The following is a 19,176-nucleotide window of genomic DNA, read 5'->3' as shown; positions in this document are numbered from 1 at the left end:
CGGCTTTTTACTTTCTCAGGAAATGTGTCAAGTTCCTTGATTGTTAATAAAAATCTTCATACTTTTACTGTACCGATCATCTACGGATTGGGATTGATAAAATAATTTGTTAAACTGACTTAGAAAATATTAAATTTTTTATTTTTATTATAAAGATAATTTGAATTGAGCATTTTATGAAAAAAGCCATTTTAAGCCTCAGTATAGGTATGATTTTATTTGCATCACATTTAGCCTATGCGTCTACTGATCAAGAGAATGCCAGTATTTTAGATAGCATTGCAGGTGTACCAGAGCATTCAAGCCCTGCTCCAGCAGACGATAAAGAACTTTATAGAGTAGAAGTGGAGCGACTCTATCCACAATATATCAAAGAGGACGAAGGGGATCAGTTATATTCAACGTTCTTAGCAGATTATCAATATAGAAAATTTTGGTCAGCATATTTTGATCGCTCTGTACAATATTTAGATTTATATCAAAGCTTAATTCAACAAGAGCAATTGCGTAAAATCGATCCTGAGCTTTCTAAGCTGGATGCGATGTTATATGCAGATTTAACCCGTATTTATCAGTCACTTGATCAGATTCAAAATCACTTAAAACCCGTGGTTGATTTTAACCGTGTGATTGTCGATCAGATTAAATTTGATCAGCCTTATCCATTGCTGGACGTGGAACAAGGCAGTGCCTATCGTTCGGCATTACGTAACATGAATGATGTTCAGAACGCAGAGAAAAAACAACTCGTTTTACTCGTCCAAATGATCGATCAGTACCAAGATCGAGTAGATGAGTTTGCAAAGATTGTATCAAAACGCGTAAAAAAACAGCATCAGAAAAATATCGATGTGTTGAATCGAAAAGTGGCATTGATTGGGCATTATTTATCTGCTCAACTGCAAGGCTACGATGCATTTAAGGCGACCTATAGTGTATTAGATTCCTATGATGCTGAAGCGCATCCAGCCTATGCTAAAAAATACCAACATGCTGCGCAGTCTGAGCAGAACCTAAAAAAAGTAAATGCGATCATGGCGGTGATTGCTCAAGAACAAAGTCCAGATACAGCGTCATCTGAAGCGCCAGATCAGGTCGGGGCTTTACAGGATTCTAGTCAATATTGTAATTATTTATGGAATGGTGAAGAAAGGGATGAGATTGCAGGTTACTTAGGAAAAACCCAACAGCAATATATTCGGGATTGTCAGGAACAAAAGACCAAGATTCAACAATTTTATAAAAGTCAGGTCTTTTTGGAAGCAGTCCCACAGCAAACTGTTACTTTACCCAATATGAATGCAATGGGAGATTTTCGTCGATATGGGGATGATCTTTACTATACCGAAACAGAGAAAAATGCAGTCTATCGATTTAATCTTATTTCATTCAAAGAGGAACTGCTTTACCAATATGCTTTAGCTGATGATGAAAGCGGTTGTATGCACAATATGTGCCGTGGTGTGGGGGCAACCGATGTGGTGTTAAGCCACGATGGTCAAATTATCTATGTAGCATCTTTAGATTATGACCAAGTTTTTGCAATTGATTTAAAGACCAAGCAGATATTGCAAAAGTTTAAAGTTGAACGTTATCCCCGCAAACTATTATTGGATCAACAGGGTGAAAATTTATATGTTTACAATGGTGTAGGAAACAGTATTTCACGCATCCAGTTGAAATCAGGCAAAATCACCACAGCCGCATTGCCAGCAAATTATCAGGAACACTTTTGTCGTGAAATCGATATGGTATTTGAACCAGACCAAAAAAGCATTCGTATTTTAGGTGATTGGGCAAATCGTCCTTTTATCTATATGAATACTGCCGATTTAAGCTTTTTTGAACTGAATTTTGATGTACCACAAAAAGTGCTCTATACAGTCGATGACTATCGTTCAGTGGTGGAGTTTTATCAAGACTCGGAAAATCAGATCGGAATTTATGACCAACGGATTGCAGATTTGGTCAGTGTGATCAATGTGCAGGATGCACCCTCTCAAGATCAAGATCAAGATCAAGATCAAGATGAGCAAGAAGACAATCGCTATACTTATCGAGATGTCTATACCAGAAGCATACCAGTGATGATGGGATATTTAGCGGATCAATATTTTTATTATGCTGAGAAGGCAAACTTTAATCGATTTAATTCATTAAATAGTGCCTTAGATCAGCAAGACTTAGATATTTATCTGCTGAATCTTGTTGACCAAACTCAAGAAAATCGCCAAAAAGTAGCATTTAAACTGCCGAGCAAACCTCAGCACATCGAACTGCTGGAAAATGGCAAAATTTTAATCTTGTTTGCTGAAAGCTATCTCAATGATCAGAAAATTTTACCGCAAGCCTTAGTCTTTGATCCAAATGATCCTGCAACGCAACAAGTCTTTGCACGCAATAAAACCAAACGCTTAGCACAATCGGAACTGAAAGTGATCAAGCTTCATCAAGAAGATTAAAATCATCTTGGGGTGAGATCATCATGGCTGATTTAAATGCATGAGCACAGGGCTGATGCATTTAAATCAAAATTTCGATGGTTTTCTTTTTCCAAACGAATTGATAATACAGACCTTGCATTACACAGAGGCTGAAAAAGGTTAGCGCAAGTGCATACCAGATGCCTTGTAAGCCAAACCACTGACTAAATAAATAAGCACAAGGCACTTCGATCAGCAAGATCGATAAAATGTTAAAAATCATCGGCACAGTGACCGTACCACTGGCACGCATGATAGAGGCAAAAATGGCACTTGCACCAAAAAATATAATCGACCACAACACAATAAATAACAATTGCTGACCCAGTTCAATCACGGATGGATCGGTAATAAACAACGCCATCAAATATTTTGAACAAATATAGGCCAACAGCACCAATGAACCTGTAATCGCAATATTGCTGACCAGCGCTGTACGGGTTACTTTTGCCAGCAATTCGGATTTGCCTGCACCAATGGCTTGTGCTGCAAAGATTGAGCCTGCAATCGCAATGGATAAGGCAGGAAATTGAATATAGTTAAGCACTTGGTTAACTGCACCATAGGCAGCTGTGGCATGTGCACCATGTTGGTTGACCAGTCCGATCACCACCAAACCTGCAACAGAGTTGGTGACCATTTGGATACCTGTCGGTATGCCTAAACGTAAAATACTGCGGCTAAACTGCGGGTGAAAGCGCACATGTTCGATTAATGCCACATCGGGCTTCAAAGCATGGTCTTTTTTATTTAAATAGACAATCAGAAACGCGAGGGTAGAAATAAAACCTAAACCACTGGCAATCGCTGGGGCAATAATTCCTAGTTTTGGCATACCCAAATAACCCCCAATCAATACAGGAGTGACGATTACACCGACAATAATGGTGAGGCTGGAAGCCATAAGAGGTGTGGTGCTGTCACCGACCCCACGCAAAATGGAGGTATAGGTGATATAGATAAATAAAAATGGGCTACTCATTAACATCCATTGCACATATGGTAGTGCAAGATGCATGATTTTCGGGTCGATTCCCAACAGCAATAAAATCTGCTTCGCGAAAAGCACGCCTAAAAAGGCAATAATGGTTCCGCCAATCAAAGTCATAAATAACAATGCGCCAACAATGGTACGCACTTTTTCAATATCTTTGGCGCCCCAAGCTTGTCCCACCAACACAGTTGCCCCTGTCGAGAGACCAATCACAAAAGCCAGCAATAAAAATAGGATCGGAAAAAAAACTGAAATCGCAGCAATTGCTTCAACACCCAGCATTTGCCCGACAAAAATAGTGTTAATTGTCCCTGACAGATTTTGCAATATATTGGTTAAGATCAATGGACCCAAGAAGATTAAAAAAACCTTCCAGAATTTGGGTTGGTGGAGCATGTCGGGACGAGCTGGCATCTTTTTTTCTACTGTCTATTTTCGAGTATCTTTATCTTATTGATAATATACAACTACTCAGTAAAAAGCCTGAGTATTTGAGTAACTCAAGCTTTATTTTATGAAAATTCAGAATTTATTCGGTTTAAATTCGATTTAAAATTTCACATGCCTGTACTAAAGTTTGATCTTTTTTGGCAAAACAAAAACGAATTAAACGTAAGTTTTCAGCGGCTTTCTGATAAAAAACAGAGACTGGAATTGCCACGATTTTGTGTTCTTCTGCAAGGAATTTACACATCTCGACATCATTTAAATCTGGACGAATTTGGCTGTAGTCAACATTTTGGAAAAACGTTCCTTTGGATGGAATAAAGCTAAATTTTGAATCTTGAATACCTGAATTAAATAGATCGCGCTTTTGTTGATAAAAACTGGCTAAGCCATCGATATGTTCAGGGTGCTGTTGCATAAAATTGGCAAGTGCCATTTGTACAGGTGTGACACCACAGAAGTTGGCAAATTGATAAATTTGACGAAACACCTTCATCAGCTCATGCGAGGCAATGCAATAACCGGTTTTCCAACCCGTCACATGAAAGGTTTTTCCAAAAGAACCCACGACAAAACTACGCTCTCTAAGCGCTGGAAATGACAACGCTGAATAATGCTTTTCGCCGTCAAAAATCAGGTGTTCATAAACTTCATCTGAGAGCACGATGATATTTTTATCTTGAATCAGTTCAATTAAATTCAGCCAGTCTTGCTTAGACCAAATTGCTCCAGTTGGGTTGTGCGGGGTATTTACGATGACCATTCGGGTTTTATCAGTGATTGCAGATTTGACTTGATCCCAATCTACAGAAAACTCAGGTGCATGAAGTGGAATATGAACCGCTTTGCCACCAACCAATTGTACGCTAGGTGCATAACTGTCATAGCTTGGATCAAAAATAATCACTTCATCATCTGGATTGATGATGGCCTGTATGACACTGAAAATCCCAATCGTTGCGCCCGGTGTAATGGTAATTTCTGTAAGTGGATCAAGGTGTAATTGATCTCGTTTTAAAAACAGTTGAGCCAGTTGTTGTCTAAGCTGCAGTAAGCCATCACCCGCTGCGTATTGGTTAAAACCATCTAATGTAGCTTGGCTCAGCGCCTGTAGTAATGCAGGCGGTGCATCAAAGTCAGGAAAGCCTTGTGATAAGTTTAGCGCATTGAGCCGTTGTGCCATTGCGGTCATGATACTGAAAATGGTGACGCCTTGAGCAGGAAGTTTGGAGTGGATTTCGATCATGACCAGACTGTTTTAATGAGGTTTGTAGAGCTGAGTGTAGCAGGTGATTTTTAGTAGCAAAATAGGTTGTTGTGATTTGTGGTGGATCGGAAGGAGTTTGATAGAAGGTAAATTAGAACTAACTTTTGAAACATTTTATTACAATATATACTAAAAGAATTTAAGGTAATCTGAATAGTGGGAGGCCTATAATTTAAAGGGAGATGTAGACTTCGTATAAGAGATTTTATGTTAAATAAGGATCTTGAAATGAGAAAAATTTGTTATAAAAAAAACAAATACGATTGATTAGACATGGATGAAATGATCTAAATGTAAGTAGATAAGATATACTAAAAACCAAATTAAGGTGTACACATAAGTTATGAATTTATTTTTTGAAAATATTGGTGATATCAAACAAGCGTCCATAAATTTTAAGAATTTAACAGTTATTTCTGGTCAAAATGATGTCGGAAAAAGTACTGTTGGGAAATTAATGTTTGCCCTTATTCAATCATGTAATACTTATACTGAGGTTTTTCAAAGAGAAAACCCTAGAAGCAATCTATTATATAATTGGATTTATACCAGATTAAGAGATCATTCATCTTTATCTGAGAATAGAGAAGTTATAGCTTTCTTTTCTAGAATGCGTATGGATTCTAGGAGATATGATCATGAAAAAATTTTAGATAAAGTAGATTATTTTATATTTAATACGAATGATGGCGAAGAAAAAAATTTTCTAGAAAAATTGAAATATATTATCAGTGATTTTTATGAAAAGGATATAAACCATGAATATCGATCATCAGATGGATTATTTGATATTATAAACAATGAATTTCGAAACAATGCTGTTAGATATGGATCTAAAAACTCTAATATTGTTTTAAAATCTATCGAAAATAATGATGAAAATGATAGTTTTTTATTACAATTTAAATTTTCTAGACGGAATCAAACTTTATATGCACGTAATGGTGCACCTAATTTTAGAGATGTAACTATTGTAGAAAACCCAGCAATATTACAATATTTACCAACTATTTTTTCTAACTCTATTCTAAACTCGCTTGGAACCAATAAAAAATTTAGAAACATTGGTGTTCCTTATCACGTAATGGATTTATGGAAAAAATTAAAAAATTCATCTATTCAAGAAGGTCAAGAAATATCTGATGATTTATTTACGCTTCAACTAGAAGATGGATTCTCAATTTCTAAAATAGAGAGTGCGGTTGATTTAGATAAGGATATCAAAAAATCAAAAGACAATGATAAACTAAATACAAGATTTATAAATGATTTTTTTGATGGAAGTTTGTATTACATGCAAAAAGAACATGGATTTGTATTTAAGAAAAAAGATAATAAAATTTTTGATATTAATAATATTTCTTCCGGTGTTAAATCTTTAGCTATTCTAGACTTATTGCTTAATGGTGATTATATAAATAATGATACTTTACTGATTCTTGATGAACCAGAGACGAATTTACATCCAGCTTGGCAAAAAAAATATGCAGAAGTAATAGCTAAATTATGTAGTTCTGGGGCTAATATCTTAATAAATACTCATAGTCCTTATATGGTTGAATCTTTAAGGGGCTATTCAGAAAAATATAACTCACCTGTTAATTTTTATTTAGCTCAACGAGATTGTGATAATAATGAAATTATTTTTTCTGAAAAAAATAAAGATATTTCTCAGATAATTAATGTACTTGCACAACCTTTAAGAGATTTGAATAATGAGTTATCAGGGTTAAAAGATGACTACTAAAGCTAAATTAATTTATGATGAGTTATGTAAGGATTTTTCAATAGGTCCTAATGAAAATATAACTAGTTGTAGTTATGATGATGATAATGATCAGCATTTTATAGAATGTGATGTTGGTATTTTAGATTTTGATAAGATTGATAATCAATGTCAGAATTTAAAGAATAGTAAAAGTAAAAATAGATCTGCAGATTGTCTTATTTATAGAGCTTCTAATGATACGCTTTACTTTTTAGAGTTTAAGTCAGGGAGCTGTAAATATAAAGATATTAGATATAAGGTTATTGATGGATTCACAAATCTATATCATTATGCACTCAAGAAGAAAATTATTTCTTCTAGAGAAGAATATATGGAAATTAATTTTAGATTCTGTTTAGTCAGAAGAAATGCTAGAGAAATTTATTTAAGAGATACAATTTTAGGTGATTTAGAAAGTGGAGAAGAGCTTAGAGGAACAGAAGCATTCAATGATCTTGAAGATTTTTTCCTAAAGAAAGTCTCCATAGTAATGACTCCAGAGAAGGTTCCAGATTTACTTTATACTATTACTGATGGGGTCATTAAGGATATTAACTATCATTATACTGATAAAGTGGTTAAAAAATTAACTACAGCTTTATCTTAGACTATTTCTTAAGATTACCTAAAATTAACATAATACGCCTTATACGAAATGCTTGAACTTTTCATTTTGTATCAATATCTTAATCAAATCCGTTCTAGTATTCAGCGTACTGGAACGGCTTTTTCATGATAATTCACGTTTCACACTTTATTAATCAAATTGTTACAATGTTTAAAAGTATTTAAATCTTTTATGTTACTCAATATTTTCAACATATGATGTCAAAAAAGAACTGTATGATCGCCATGTATATGGCTTAGTTATCAGCCTTTTTACTTCTAAAGGTTCATCCTGAGTATTGGGGACATGCTCAAAGAAATATTTATCCTTACTTTGGAAGAAAATATCAAAGCTTTGACTCATGAGTGGATCACACTGGCTTTGCTTCTGATAAATCACTGCTATTCGATTGATGTAATGATTGATCCAATCCGTTTCATTGTTAAAAGCTGAGTAGTCATTGAGGTCTCTATTAATATGTTGTAAGTCAGTCGTTGTGCCATTGCGGTCATGATACTGAAAATGGTGACGCCTTGAGCAGGAAGTTTGGAGTGGATTTCGATCATGACCAGACTGTTTTAATGAGGTTTGTGATTGTGAGTGTAGCAGGTGATTTTTAACAGCAAAATATATAGTAGGTCTGAGTTGGTAAAAATGTGATGAAACCTATAAGTAAAAGGAAGATGTAGGCTTCGTGTATGACCATTATGTTAAATAGGAGTTCTTAATGTCTTTCATCTTTTTTTAATTTTTCCCATTCAACTGCTGTTCCTCCTCCTTGCTTGTGCCATTTTTGATGTAATGCTCTATCGGCTGGGTCAAGATTTTTGGGATCAGCCATTTTTTTGGTGCATAATTAACTGATTCTTATAATGAACATCTATTGGGCTAAACCAGTCCATATTTTTAATTTTAATCATGATGGATCAGGGTTCTAGCTGTAGATAGGCCGATTCCTAACTGTTGTTTTGACATGTCATGTTTTTTGTTGTGTTATAATAGAATTCAAATGTAACACATTGGAGTCAAAGCCATGACAGAATCGACTTTCACATTCCGAGTGGATGAATCTTTGAAGCAAGAATTTTCTAGTTTTGCCAAAGATATAGACCGTAGCGGAGCGCAATTATTGCGTGACTTCATGCGTGATTTTGTGAAGCAACAGCAAGAAGCCGCATCTTACGATGCGTGGTATCAAAAACAAGTCCAAATTGGCTTAGACGAAGCAGATGCAGGGCAATTGGTTCCTCAAGAAGAAGTGAAATCCCGTTTTGAAGAAAAACGTGCAAGCCTACTCGCTAAATTGGCAGCTAAATAATGAAAGTGTTTTGGACACCAACTGCTTTAGACGATTTAGAGAGAATTATTGATTACATTACTGAGCGTAATTTGGTTGCTGCAATTGAATTGCACGATCTGATTGAGGAAAAAACAGATTTACTTTCTCACAGCAGCTTGATGGGGCGCTCTGGTCTGGTCAAAGGGACTCGTGAATTAGTGGTTCATTCACACTATGTTGTAGTGTATGACGTTAAAGATACGGTTCGTATTTTAAGAGTTTTGCATACATCACAGCAGTGGGAAGCTTAAAACTTCCATTTTTTATTTGCAACAAGACTTAAGCGTGTATCCAAAATAATAAGATTTACAGGGCAGTTTAGTATCTACGACCTTGCTTGAAGATTCTGAATACACGAAAAATTATTTTCAAATTGAGTCAATATCAACCAACAAAAAATTGAAAAATTTACTTTAGGATAAATTAGAAGTAATAGTGTTGTTGATACTCTAAAGTTTGTAAATCTAAACGATCACCACTACTAAATTGAATAGATTCAACCTGATACTGACTACCCTTAGCAGCATCTTTAATCGTAATTTGATCTGTAGATCCTTTTACTGAAATCACTTGATTTGAGCCAATATATGAAACAATTAAATCATCTATATTAATATCTTTACCGAATTTAATAGTATCGTTACCTCCAGTCTCCTGAATAATATCCTTACCAAAACCTCTTTCAAATTCGTAGGTTTCGTTACCTGAACTACCAATCAATTTATCATTGCCTGTTCCACCATTTAGAACATTAAATAAACCTCCAGTAGCTTCTAGAGTATCATCACCTCCAAATCCATAAAGATGATTGCTTCCAGTATTTCCTTTAATTATATTATTCAATTCGTTACCCGAGCCAGAAATGTCTGTATTGCCTGCTAATGTAAGATTTTCCACATTTTTTGTTAGAAAAAAATGCTTAGCTGAACTAATGACAGTATCAATACCTTCATTATTATGTTCTAAAACAAAATCAGAGTTTGATTGAACATAATAGGTATCATTACCCTTACCCCCAACCAAAACATTAACTCCTGATCCCCCATCTAGAATGTCATTACCCCAACCACCAAATAATAAGTCATCTCCTTTACCACCGTATAACTTATCATTGCCTATTCCACCATTTATGACATCATTACCATTTTTTCCAGTTAATGTTGCACCGAAAGGAGATAATGTAGAAATCACATTGGTATTAGGATTAAGGAAATTAGTCACTACAGCAACTGGTCCAGCTAAATCACCCGCATATGCATAAGCAATTTGAGTAAGTGTATTGACCAATTGATCTTTAGAAGAAAAACCGTTTTGAAATACTTCTCCTTGTATCAATAAATCAATATAATTCAGACCTTCTTTTGTGAATTGACTGATTACATCAATTAAACTTGCTCCACTTTTTAGCGTTTCCTTAACCACATCACCTAATAATTCTAAATACCATGATATGGGACGACTATCTCCACCATTTAGTTCTGAAGTATCAACACCTAAGATATGATCTAAAAGACCAAAAGGTGTAATCCCAGACCAATCTGAAAGTGTGCCACCTAGATTTTGTAGTGCTTGAGTTGCATCCATATGTACAAGACCAAATGTTCCTGCTGCACTTGGAACATAACCAGCAGGAATTATAAGATTGCCATCTGTATCATTCACGCCATACAGTAAATTATCAGCCAGCGTTTTAACTAAAATATTCGATGCTTTATAAAATTCACCATCCGCAAAATAAATCCCTTTATCCCCTAAAGCTTTTTCAGTCCCTAAGCGTACATATTGGTAAAGAATATTTGTCGGATCTGTTGTTGCAACAGCCTCAGCCACATGGAACCAATTGAGAGTGCCTGGATCGATGCCTTCTTTGCCTTTTAGGTCATTAGCAATTAATGAATAAATTGGGCGCCATAAATTATTAACATATTGCGAAGGAGCTTGCTCAAATTGCTGATAGAGTTCAGCCACTTTGTTTAAAACACTGGAGCTTACTTGATAACTTGTTTGTCCATTTTTTTCGTATATTAGTACATGTTCAGCTTGGCTTTGATTTCTCCATTCATTTTCATAATGGTTGTTTTGAGCAGATAAAGTTCCTCCAATACCTTTTCCAGTATTAACAATAATATTTGAAATTTGATTAATAAAAGCATCACCAGCCTTATGTATGGTTTCGAAACCTTTACCAAATATATTATTACCAGCAAGACCTAATGGAGCGACTGTATTCAACAAATCATTCGCAAGATTAGTTCCACCAATTAAGGCATTACCAATTACTTCGCTAGGAACATTTAACAGACCTTTAGTTGTAAGCTCTTTATCTATCCATTCATTTTTGAAATGTGTATCAGCAGGTTTTACTGTTGCGCCTAAAGAAACACCAATATTTGATACAACATTAGAAATTGAACCAATAACTTTATCACCCACTACATGAGCAATTTCAAATGGAGCACCGAAAATTTTATTTCCTGCTAAACCAATTGGAGATGTAATATCAAGAATAGTATTAATGGTATTTGCAGCAGTGACTAACCCATTGGCTACTAATTGAAGTGGGATAGTAAATACTGAACTAAATTTGAAGTTTGGTAAGTATTGATATGTATTAAATAATTTCATGTGATTTCCTTTTATTAATTTTAACTAATAAACAAAAAAATAAAGCAGCACGATATTCACATACAACTCAAAAAGGTGTTTTATTTCTGTAAGACAATTTGGATATAAATTTATATAGATGAAAAATTATAAATCGTAAGAATTTTAATTTTTTATATGATATATAACATAGTTATTGAACTAATATTTTATTTTAAAAATAATAGACATAAATGTATTTTAAAATAATATATCTTTAAGGTTGAAGCATTAAAATAGTTAAAGATGTTCATAAGTTATTTATTAATTTGGAGTTTTATTTATAAAAAACATCTAAAAAATTGGATGCTATTTGAAAAAAAAGCTTGGTGATAAAATTCAGAAGTTATTTTTCAGTTGTTTAATATCATCTTATTATAGTAAAAATTTTTCAATACGAAATCTACAATCTATTACGGATAAAAAGATTTTTTATAGAATTGGTATAATATGTTTCACATGAAATTTTTTAAATTTTATTTTATATATCAATTGATTTTTAAAAAATTTCTTTATAGTATTTAGTAAATTGAATCGGATTATTAGTTGATTTTTTATTTGAATTCTTAGAATTTCTAAAAATTCATAAATTCTTTTGTTACTAAATATTTTTCAAACATACGATTTCAAAACATCGAACTGTATAACGTTCATACTTATGGCTTAGTGACCAGTCTTTTTACTTCTAAAGGCTCATCTTGAGTATTGGGCACATGCCCAAAGAAATATTTCTCCTTACTTTGAAAGAAAATATCAAAGCTTTGACTCATGAGTGGATCACACAGGCTTTGTTTCTGATAAATCACTGCGATTCGATTGATATAATGATTGATCCAATCCGTTTCATTGTTAAAAGCTGAGTAGTCTTTGAGATCTCTATTAAGATGTTGTAAGTCAGTCATTGTGCCATTGCGGTCATGATACTTAAAATGGTGGAGCCCTAAGCAGGGAGTTTGGGGTGGATTTCGATCATGACCAGATTAATTTAATATTTTATTACAAAATATATTATAGGAGACAGAAGGTAGGTATAACGTGAAGTCTATAAGCTGAATGTAAATATAACTTGGAGAGAGTCTTTCAAAGTTTTGTATCTCCTATTTCTTTATGTTTTAATAAAGTCATTATTAATTAAATATAAAATATAAATGAAGGCATTAATTACAATCGGTTGTAAAACAGACCATGGTGGAATCATTATTTTAGGTGATCCATCTTTTTTAGTCGAAGGTAAAGCTGTACACCTTGATGGAATGACACACTTTTGTCCAAAATGTAAAGTTCAATCGCGAGCAATTGCTTCCAATCAAGGCTTTATGATCGTTGGTGGTAAAAGTATTGTCGCTGCTGGTGATACTTCAAGTTGTGGTTCCAAGTATTTAAAAATTTCTGATTTAGCAGTGATGGACAATGGATCTGGTAGGGTAAATTCAAATTTGAACCCAATAGCCGCTCAAAGGAATAGCTTTGTTGATGACGAAAGTAATTTTTATGATGAACAAATACAATTAGAAAATACAAATGGCGAACCTTATGCAAATGTCGAGTATATAGTCACTTTTGAAGATGGTTCTATCTGTAATGGCGTAACTGATAATAATGGTAATACTGAAAGACTAAAAACAAAAACTTCATTGGGAATAGTTTCTGTTGATTTAATTATTGATAGTAATTGCAATGAATCTTGCTCTTGTGGAGAATAAAAAATGGATTTTAAAGTCGTGCCAGATCTACATTTACCAGAAGTTCCCGGATTTAAGCTACCTAATATGCCTGAGTTACCATCAGGAAAATCAGTTATTAGATTTGTAACTGATAAAATCATGACAAATACAACAGCAAAGTCTAAAGTTATTCTTAGAGAGGATCAATCAAAAAAATATAGAACATTGACTGTCGGTGAAATAGCAATGTGTAAAAAAATATTTAAAGACTCGATAGATTACAATAAAGTAAAAATAATAAATAAAGCATTTTTACCAAAACAACAAGTTCCAATGACACCAAGGGGACATGCTCACTATCCAGATGGTCTAGTTGGATCAGATATTTATCAAGATGATTTTTCTGAACCTAAATTTAAAGATAATCCAATTAGGGCGAACGGTAGTGATCTAAGAATTAGGGCAAAGCTAACATTCATTCATGAAATGACTCATGTATGGCAATATCAGAAAGGAATGAATATTTTAGGTAAAGGTTTAATATTACAAAGTTTAGAGTGGACTTTACCTGATTCAATTTATGATCCTTATAACTATGAATTAGCAATAGATACTGACTTTAAAAAATTGAACCCTGAACAACAAGCGAGTATAGTCTCTGATTATTTTGGGCTAATTGAGGGCTATAAAGATATCAACCTAAGTTCTGCTTGGATAAAGCATAGGGATAATAATCTTCAATATATAAAACAGGTGATGCAACCAATCATTAATGATCCAGTGGGATATAAATTAGTTTCAAATATTACTATAATTCCAGCAGTTTCATTTATTTTTTTAATTTACTAAAGTGCATCATAATGAAATATATGGTTTTTTTAGCTGTTTTATTATCAATAGCTGGTTGTAAAGATAAAAAGGTTGATTCTTTTCAATACGAAATTGTAAATAATGAGATAATTTGTTCATTGAAACCGAAAGAAGTTTTTGAGTCTAAAGAATTTGCAAGATTCGATACATTTTTTAAAGATCTGAATGGAAATCCTAATGATGAATTATCAAATAGTATTTATACACAAAGTTTAAAGAATTTATCAAATAAAAAGAGTAAATATATTTTTTGTTTTTCAAAAAAAGACATGAGATCAGATTTTTTAGAAACATATATTCAAGTTGAACTACAAAGAGGAAAAACATTTCGGCAATACGAATTTAGAAATTATTTTTGTTTAAAAAATAATAAGTTAATAAATTTTAGTGATAGAGAAAAAAGTATAGAAATGTGCCAATAATCTAGAATTTAGATATCAATAAGCTCTAGAGAATATCATAACAATATCTTTTTTAAATACAACTTTGTTAGCTTTAGAGTGTAGTAAAAGCTAAAAATTTCAACTGAAAACAAAGATATTTAGTCTTAAAGTTTATAGAGATATAAAATGAAAATTAAATTTATCCTTTTGGCTTTCTATTTTTTGATTTAATAGGTTGTAAAAAAAAATATGAAGATACCTTTGAATATAAAATATTAGATCAAAAAATATGTGCTACAAAAAGTAAAACTATAGGAAATGCTAATAAAATAAACTGGTTATTTCCTGAAGTTAGAAATTTTAATGGTGAAGTGATAAGTGGAAATTTAAAATTTGATAAAGATGACAAAAATTATCTATTTTGTTATAACCTAGACGAATTTAAAAAAGAAGTTGGAAAAGGACCAATTCAATCAGATATTGGCATAGAAATAGATTTAACTTCATCAGTACAAGAATATAATTTAAGAAATTATTCTTGTATTCTTGATAATAGAATAAAGTTAAATATATCTAAAACAGATTTAGCAGAGATTTGTATTTAGTAAAATTAATATAAAAATCTTAAAAAGACGTACTTTTTTAGAAAAAGAATTAGGAATTATTGCGGGATGGGGCGATAGTAAGGCTGACTTCATCGTTAAAAGAGACAGTAATGATGGGAAAATTTAAACATTCTACTTATTCCATAATTATTATTTTTATATGTGGGTACTTACTCACGGCATGCCAACCAAAGGCAAAAGACATCGAGAATAACGCAATGAATCAACAGACTTACATTTTGCATTTTGGTCAACAAGGTGTTCAAGATTTTTTGAAATATAATGATGGACAGGTAGATCATCAATCAGCAGGCGCGAGCTTTAGAGAATTAGATTTTTCTCCTCCAAGTCTAGGTCAAATTAAAATAGAAAATGGAACAAATAGCCTAGTCATTGACCATGTTTTTTCCGTACTAGGGACACAATGGAATACAACTGATGGAATTCAAATATTTGATATTGATGCTGGTTTAAATAAGGAAGAATTCGTAAGCCCTGAGCAAGCTTATCACGGTTATGTTGAGTTAATGAAACGCTTAAATCAAGCAGGATGGAATACTTATTTTGCTAGATATAACCCAAGAGTAGCAAAAGAGGACAATATTAGATATTTAATGGAAGGGCATGACATCGTTGATATGAGTTATATATTTAATTTTGAAGAGTGGAAAAAAATTATAAACTCTATAGCAGGTAAAACGATAGGTTACCGTTTATACGCAAATGGTATTCTACTAGATATTAGCCTAAAACAAACTAAAAAAAATGAAGAAGGTAAAGAACAATATATTGTACGTTATAGCTTTCAAACAGTCCGTTATAATGAAAGAAACCTAATGTCTGATACCGATAAGATGACACCTCAAGAATTAGAGAATGCATTCAAACAAAGTTTAATTAAAGATAAACGGTCAAGAGGAATAGATGAAAAAGATATGAGATCTAAAGGTTATCATATAGATGAAAGCTATATAGATCCTGATGTTTGGTTGTATGTTAAATAGTTGATTTTATTTGTGTTAAAAAGATTTATTTATGTTGTCTTTATATTAATGTATTGGTCAGAATCGTTTGTAGGTCTAGTATAATAAACCCCTAAACGAATAAGGATTTAATCATGTTTTTTAAAATTCTTATCGTTCTTATCATAGTAGTTATAACAAATTCATGCTCAAAAATATCTTCACAGAATTATGAAACAAAAGTAGATGTTATCTTTGATAAATCCATAGATAATAAAGATTTAAAAATTGTGGTGAATCCGTATGGATATCTCTTGGATGGATATGAGTTAAAAAAATATATAGGAAAAACTAACAATTATACTGTTTTATTTAAAGAAGGAAGAATGCAAAATTATAAAAAAGAAGATATAAATACTTTTAGTGATTATTATATCTACGCAAAATATAAAAATCAGTATGCAAAAATGAAATATACCAATAGTTTGGTAATGGGAAGTAATCAAACTGATATAAGAATTTTTATTAATATCTTTGATAACCTAGTGTATTTATCTTCAAGTGAAACTGTTTTAAGCCCCGAAGCTATTCATCAAAATTCATTTAAAAATAAACAAGATTTTGATCAAGTTGATACAAAATTTTTAAAAATTTTGGATGATTTAAATTAAGAAAGGTATTTAAGTTTTATGAAAATATTAATTTTGATAGTCATATTCTTATTAGGATGTTCAGAACATATCAAAGAATCTACTCGCTTAAATTTTAACGTGGAAGATCAAGCAAGTTCAGAAAACTTAAATATAAATTTATATACGTATAAAAACTATTTAAATTCAAGGTGGTATGGTTTGGTTAAGAAAGAAACCATTATTAACCAAGGAAAATTGGTGAAAAAGTCTTCACTAAATTCAAATATTTTTTATTATGAATTTTATATATTTACACCTGAATTTAATAAAATTCAGCATACAGAAAATATTTTTAAAGACATAAATGTCGAAAATGACTATGTTTTTGCAAAAGATCATTTAAGTTTTAAAGTTTATAAAAATAAAGAGTTATTTAGCTCTGGTATTTTGTATTACAAAAACTTTGAAAACTCTGGAGTAAAAAAATTTACTTACTATGATCCGAACAAAGCAAAGTTTGAACTTACACAATTAGAGCCTGAGACAATTGCGACTCTAGAATCTATGACATTTGAAGAGTTGTTAGAAACAGACAAGCTATTAAATAAAGATATTTTAAAATTAAAAAATATATCTATGAATGAAAAGAAGAAATTAATAGAAGTGCATAGTTTGAAAAAATTTGAAAATTAACATCTTAACTGCATTTATATAACACAGAAGTCTTTAATCATTTTAATATCACACTACAAATCAGCAAACACACTAAGCAATTTCCGTCTGTCCCACATGGTGGTAAGCACGATTAAAATAAACCAAGCTTTGATCATGTTGGCTCTGTTGAATCGCAACAATACGACAAATCAAGATCGTATGCGTGCCAACTTCTTGCATTTGCTCAATTTCACAATCGAAATTCACCAAAGCATCTTTTAAAACAGGTGCGCCGGTTTCTAACTCGGTCCAAACACCATGTTTAAATCTTTCTTCTGGGCTTAACTTAGACGAAAAAGCTTTAGAAATATGCTGATGATGTGCGCTGAGTACATTGACAGTTAAAATTTTATTTTCAATAAAATGTGCGTGTGAACTAGATGCCTTGTTCATACATACCAGTAAGGTTGGTGGTGTATCAGTCACGCTACATACAGCTGATGCAGTGAATCCGTAACGACCCGACAAGCCCGTTGTTGTAATCACACTGACCGCACTGGTGAGCAAAGACATTGCATCTCTATAGTTTTTTGCTTCAATCATTACATCATTCCTAAATTGAACCGTACCACTTTTAGATTTAGCGATACCTTGCTATTGCGTCTTGTCGACCATTTTAACTGGATCAGATATGCGTAGGGCGGATAATTACACAGGATTAAAAATGGGGGTTATCAGTTTGCGTAGAAATATATATCCAAACAAACTGAAATGGTTCCCCTTTATACCGAATACTACGAATGAAAACTAGCGAGAAAGCTCTTTACGCACAATTTCTGCACCTGCACTTAAGGCATTCAGTTTACCTCGTGCGACTTGACGAGAGAGTGGTGCCATTCCACAGTTGGTTGAAGGATAAAGCTTATCCGCATCGACAAACTGCAGTGCTTTACGCAGTGTATTGGCAACTTCTTCTGGCGTTTCTATGTTGTTGGTCGCAACATCAATCGCACCCACCATCACTTTTTTACCACGGATCAATTCAATCAAATCCATGGGTACACGAGAGTTTTGACATTCTAAAGAGACAATATCGATTTTAGACTGTTGAAGTTTAGGGAATGCCTCTTCATATTGGCGCCATTCTGAACCCAACGTCTTTTTCCAATCTGTATTGGCTTTGATACCATAACCATAGCAAATGTGCACCGCAGTTTCACATTTAAGTCCTTCAAGCGCTCGCTCTAAAGTTGCAACACCCCAGTCGTTAACTTCATCGAAAAATACATTAAATGCAGGCTCATCAAACTGAATAATATCTACACCTGCGGCTTCTAACTCTTTCGCTTCTTCATTGAGAATCTTGGCAAATTCCCAAGCCAGTTTTTCACGGCTTTTATAATGCGCATCATAAAGCGTATCAATCATGGTCATTGGACCAGGCAACGCCCATTTAATCGGTTGCGAGGTTTGTTGACGTAAAAACTTCGCATCTTCAACGAAAACTGGTTTTTGACGAGACACTTCACCTACGACTGTAGGGACACTCGCATCATAACGATTACGGATACGAACAGTTTCACGTTTCTCAAAATCGACACCATTAAGGTGTTCAATAAAAGTCGTTACGAAATGCTGACGAGTTTGTTCACCATCACTGACGATATCAATACCCGCGTGTTGTTGCTCTTGCAATGACAAACGCAAAGCATCTTGTTTACCTTCAATTAATTGCTCATCTTGTAATTTCCAAGGTGACCAAAGTTTTTCAGGTTCTGCAAGCCAAGACGGTTTTGGTAAGCTGCCAGCAGTTGAAGTCGGTAATAAAATTTTCATAATCGATATCTTGTCTATTTAG

Annotated in this window: 18 protein-coding genes and 1 pseudogene; 12 read left to right on the top strand and 7 right to left on the bottom strand. The window is 33.1% G+C overall.

Annotation, left to right across the window (positions count from 1 at the left end; all coding sequences use genetic code 11):
* Positions 1 to 176 precede the first annotated feature (176 nt).
* Positions 177 to 2,462 (top strand): YncE family protein, encoded by a 2,286-nt coding sequence (locus I9192_RS21275; protein ID WP_005035063.1) that lies wholly within the window; start codon positions 177 to 179, stop codon positions 2,460 to 2,462.
* Positions 2,463 to 2,523: 61 nt separating this feature from the next.
* On the opposite strand, the gene I9192_RS21270 is transcribed toward I9192_RS21275, so the two are convergent.
* A complete protein-coding gene (locus I9192_RS21270; protein WP_005035066.1) occupies positions 2,524 to 3,891 on the bottom strand; it encodes an MATE family efflux transporter in 1,368 nt (455 codons plus the stop codon).
* Positions 3,892 to 4,015: 124 nt separating this feature from the next.
* Positions 4,016 to 5,170, bottom strand: coding sequence for a methionine aminotransferase (locus tag I9192_RS21265; protein ID WP_200150025.1), 1,155 nt, complete (start codon positions 5,168 to 5,170; stop codon positions 4,016 to 4,018).
* Between the two features lie 364 nt (positions 5,171 to 5,534).
* Here I9192_RS21265 and I9192_RS21260 point away from each other — a divergent pair, with 364 nt between their 5' ends.
* Positions 5,535 to 6,938: an AAA family ATPase gene (locus I9192_RS21260; RefSeq protein ID WP_005035072.1), complete on the top strand. Its 1,404-nt coding sequence runs from the start codon at positions 5,535 to 5,537 to the stop codon at positions 6,936 to 6,938.
* Positions 6,928 to 7,566 (top strand): hypothetical protein, encoded by a 639-nt coding sequence (locus I9192_RS21255; protein WP_005035074.1) that lies wholly within the window; start codon positions 6,928 to 6,930, stop codon positions 7,564 to 7,566. The genes I9192_RS21260 and I9192_RS21255 overlap by 11 nt, the downstream gene beginning before the upstream one ends.
* Before the next feature lie 401 nt (positions 7,567 to 7,967).
* Here the strand turns inward: I9192_RS21255 and I9192_RS22200 are convergent, their stop codons facing one another.
* Positions 7,968 to 8,132 carry a hypothetical protein gene (locus tag I9192_RS22200; RefSeq protein ID WP_154652948.1) on the bottom strand — a complete coding sequence of 55 codons (165 nt, stop codon included), beginning with the start codon at positions 8,130 to 8,132 and terminating at the stop codon, positions 7,968 to 7,970.
* Between the two features lie 467 nt (positions 8,133 to 8,599).
* On the opposite strand from I9192_RS22200, the gene I9192_RS21250 reads away from it, so the two are divergent.
* Together I9192_RS21250 and I9192_RS21245 are read left to right on the top strand one after the other, a co-directional pair.
* On the top strand, positions 8,600 to 8,884 hold the full coding sequence (locus I9192_RS21250; protein WP_004825980.1) for a CopG family ribbon-helix-helix protein: 285 nt from the start codon (positions 8,600 to 8,602) through the stop codon (positions 8,882 to 8,884).
* On the top strand, positions 8,884 to 9,156 hold the full coding sequence (locus tag I9192_RS21245; RefSeq protein WP_005035081.1) for a type II toxin-antitoxin system RelE/ParE family toxin: 273 nt from the start codon (positions 8,884 to 8,886) through the stop codon (positions 9,154 to 9,156). The genes I9192_RS21250 and I9192_RS21245 overlap by 1 nt, the downstream gene beginning before the upstream one ends.
* Positions 9,157 to 9,328: 172 nt before the next feature.
* Here I9192_RS21245 and I9192_RS21240 read toward each other — a convergent pair whose 3' ends face one another.
* Entirely contained in the window at positions 9,329 to 11,530 is a 2,202-nt protein-coding gene (locus I9192_RS21240) for a calcium-binding protein (protein ID WP_005035083.1), read from the bottom strand.
* A 674-nt stretch (positions 11,531 to 12,204) separates the two neighbouring features.
* Complete coding sequence (locus I9192_RS21235) at positions 12,205 to 12,450, bottom strand: hypothetical protein (RefSeq protein ID WP_005035086.1); 246 nt, start codon at positions 12,448 to 12,450, stop codon at positions 12,205 to 12,207.
* A 246-nt stretch (positions 12,451 to 12,696) separates the two neighbouring features.
* On the opposite strand from I9192_RS21235, the gene I9192_RS21230 reads away from it, so the two are divergent.
* The 7 genes and pseudogenes from I9192_RS21230 to I9192_RS21205 all read left to right on the top strand — a co-directional run bounded on the left by I9192_RS21230 (position 12,697) and on the right by I9192_RS21205 (position 17,357).
* Positions 12,697 to 13,251, top strand: coding sequence for a PAAR domain-containing protein (locus I9192_RS21230; RefSeq protein ID WP_005035088.1), 555 nt, complete (start codon positions 12,697 to 12,699; stop codon positions 13,249 to 13,251).
* Between the two features lie 3 nt (positions 13,252 to 13,254).
* A complete protein-coding gene (locus I9192_RS21225) occupies positions 13,255 to 14,061 on the top strand; it encodes a hypothetical protein (protein WP_005035093.1) in 807 nt (268 codons plus the stop codon).
* Between the two features lie 11 nt (positions 14,062 to 14,072).
* Entirely contained in the window at positions 14,073 to 14,504 is a 432-nt protein-coding gene (locus tag I9192_RS21220; protein WP_005035095.1) for a hypothetical protein, read from the top strand.
* Between the two features lie 588 nt (positions 14,505 to 15,092).
* Positions 15,093 to 15,197, top strand: a pseudogene (locus I9192_RS22620) (DUF2515 family protein); the annotation flags it as partial.
* The gene (locus tag I9192_RS21215) at positions 15,181 to 16,074 is read left to right on the top strand and encodes a hypothetical protein (protein WP_009585362.1); all 894 of its coding nucleotides are present in this window, start codon (positions 15,181 to 15,183) and stop codon (positions 16,072 to 16,074) included. The pseudogene I9192_RS22620 and the gene I9192_RS21215, both read left to right, overlap by 17 nt.
* A 113-nt stretch (positions 16,075 to 16,187) precedes the next feature.
* Positions 16,188 to 16,703, top strand: a complete 516-nt coding sequence (locus I9192_RS21210; protein WP_005035100.1) for a hypothetical protein — start codon at positions 16,188 to 16,190, stop codon at positions 16,701 to 16,703.
* A gap of 18 nt (positions 16,704 to 16,721) precedes the next feature.
* Positions 16,722 to 17,357 carry a hypothetical protein gene (locus tag I9192_RS21205; RefSeq protein ID WP_005035102.1) on the top strand — a complete coding sequence of 212 codons (636 nt, stop codon included), beginning with the start codon at positions 16,722 to 16,724 and terminating at the stop codon, positions 17,355 to 17,357.
* Between the two features lie 72 nt (positions 17,358 to 17,429).
* Here I9192_RS21205 and I9192_RS21200 read toward each other — a convergent pair whose 3' ends face one another.
* Both I9192_RS21200 and I9192_RS21195 read right to left on the bottom strand, forming a co-directional pair.
* Positions 17,430 to 17,921, bottom strand: coding sequence for a flavin reductase (locus I9192_RS21200; RefSeq protein ID WP_004825996.1), 492 nt, complete (start codon positions 17,919 to 17,921; stop codon positions 17,430 to 17,432).
* A gap of 204 nt (positions 17,922 to 18,125) precedes the next feature.
* Entirely contained in the window at positions 18,126 to 19,154 is a 1,029-nt protein-coding gene (locus I9192_RS21195) for a methionine synthase (RefSeq protein WP_005035105.1), read from the bottom strand.
* Positions 19,155 to 19,176 lie beyond the last annotated feature (22 nt).

It is taken from the genome of Acinetobacter bereziniae (genome assembly GCF_016576965.1).
GTDB classification, from domain to species: Bacteria; Pseudomonadota; Gammaproteobacteria; order Pseudomonadales; family Moraxellaceae; genus Acinetobacter; species Acinetobacter bereziniae.
Note: the sequence above shows the minus strand (reverse complement) of the source record. Positions and strands in the feature narration are given on the sequence as shown.

Excerpts from the sequence above, each read along its gene's own strand:
- I9192_RS21275 (WP_005035063.1), top strand. The coding sequence starts at position 177 with ATGAAAAAAGCCATTTTAAGCCTCAGTATAGGTATGATTTTATTTGCA.
- I9192_RS21270 (WP_005035066.1), bottom strand. The coding sequence starts at position 3,891 with ATGCCAGCTCGTCCCGACATGCTCCACCAACCCAAATTCTGGAAGGTT.
- I9192_RS21265 (WP_200150025.1), bottom strand. The coding sequence starts at position 5,170 with ATGATCGAAATCCACTCCAAACTTCCTGCTCAAGGCGTCACCATTTTC.
- I9192_RS21260 (WP_005035072.1), top strand. The coding sequence starts at position 5,535 with ATGAATTTATTTTTTGAAAATATTGGTGATATCAAACAAGCGTCCATA.
- I9192_RS21255 (WP_005035074.1), top strand. The coding sequence starts at position 6,928 with ATGACTACTAAAGCTAAATTAATTTATGATGAGTTATGTAAGGATTTT.
- I9192_RS22200 (WP_154652948.1), bottom strand. The coding sequence starts at position 8,132 with ATGATCGAAATCCACTCCAAACTTCCTGCTCAAGGCGTCACCATTTTC.
- I9192_RS21250 (WP_004825980.1), top strand. The coding sequence starts at position 8,600 with ATGACAGAATCGACTTTCACATTCCGAGTGGATGAATCTTTGAAGCAA.
- I9192_RS21245 (WP_005035081.1), top strand. The coding sequence starts at position 8,884 with ATGAAAGTGTTTTGGACACCAACTGCTTTAGACGATTTAGAGAGAATT.
- I9192_RS21240 (WP_005035083.1), bottom strand. The coding sequence starts at position 11,530 with ATGAAATTATTTAATACATATCAATACTTACCAAACTTCAAATTTAGT.
- I9192_RS21235 (WP_005035086.1), bottom strand. The coding sequence starts at position 12,450 with ATGACTGACTTACAACATCTTAATAGAGATCTCAAAGACTACTCAGCT.
- I9192_RS21230 (WP_005035088.1), top strand. The coding sequence starts at position 12,697 with ATGAAGGCATTAATTACAATCGGTTGTAAAACAGACCATGGTGGAATC.
- I9192_RS21225 (WP_005035093.1), top strand. The coding sequence starts at position 13,255 with ATGGATTTTAAAGTCGTGCCAGATCTACATTTACCAGAAGTTCCCGGA.
- I9192_RS21220 (WP_005035095.1), top strand. The coding sequence starts at position 14,073 with ATGAAATATATGGTTTTTTTAGCTGTTTTATTATCAATAGCTGGTTGT.
- I9192_RS21215 (WP_009585362.1), top strand. The coding sequence starts at position 15,181 with ATGATGGGAAAATTTAAACATTCTACTTATTCCATAATTATTATTTTT.
- I9192_RS21210 (WP_005035100.1), top strand. The coding sequence starts at position 16,188 with ATGTTTTTTAAAATTCTTATCGTTCTTATCATAGTAGTTATAACAAAT.
- I9192_RS21205 (WP_005035102.1), top strand. The coding sequence starts at position 16,722 with ATGAAAATATTAATTTTGATAGTCATATTCTTATTAGGATGTTCAGAA.
- I9192_RS21200 (WP_004825996.1), bottom strand. The coding sequence starts at position 17,921 with ATGATTGAAGCAAAAAACTATAGAGATGCAATGTCTTTGCTCACCAGT.
- I9192_RS21195 (WP_005035105.1), bottom strand. The coding sequence starts at position 19,154 with ATGAAAATTTTATTACCGACTTCAACTGCTGGCAGCTTACCAAAACCG.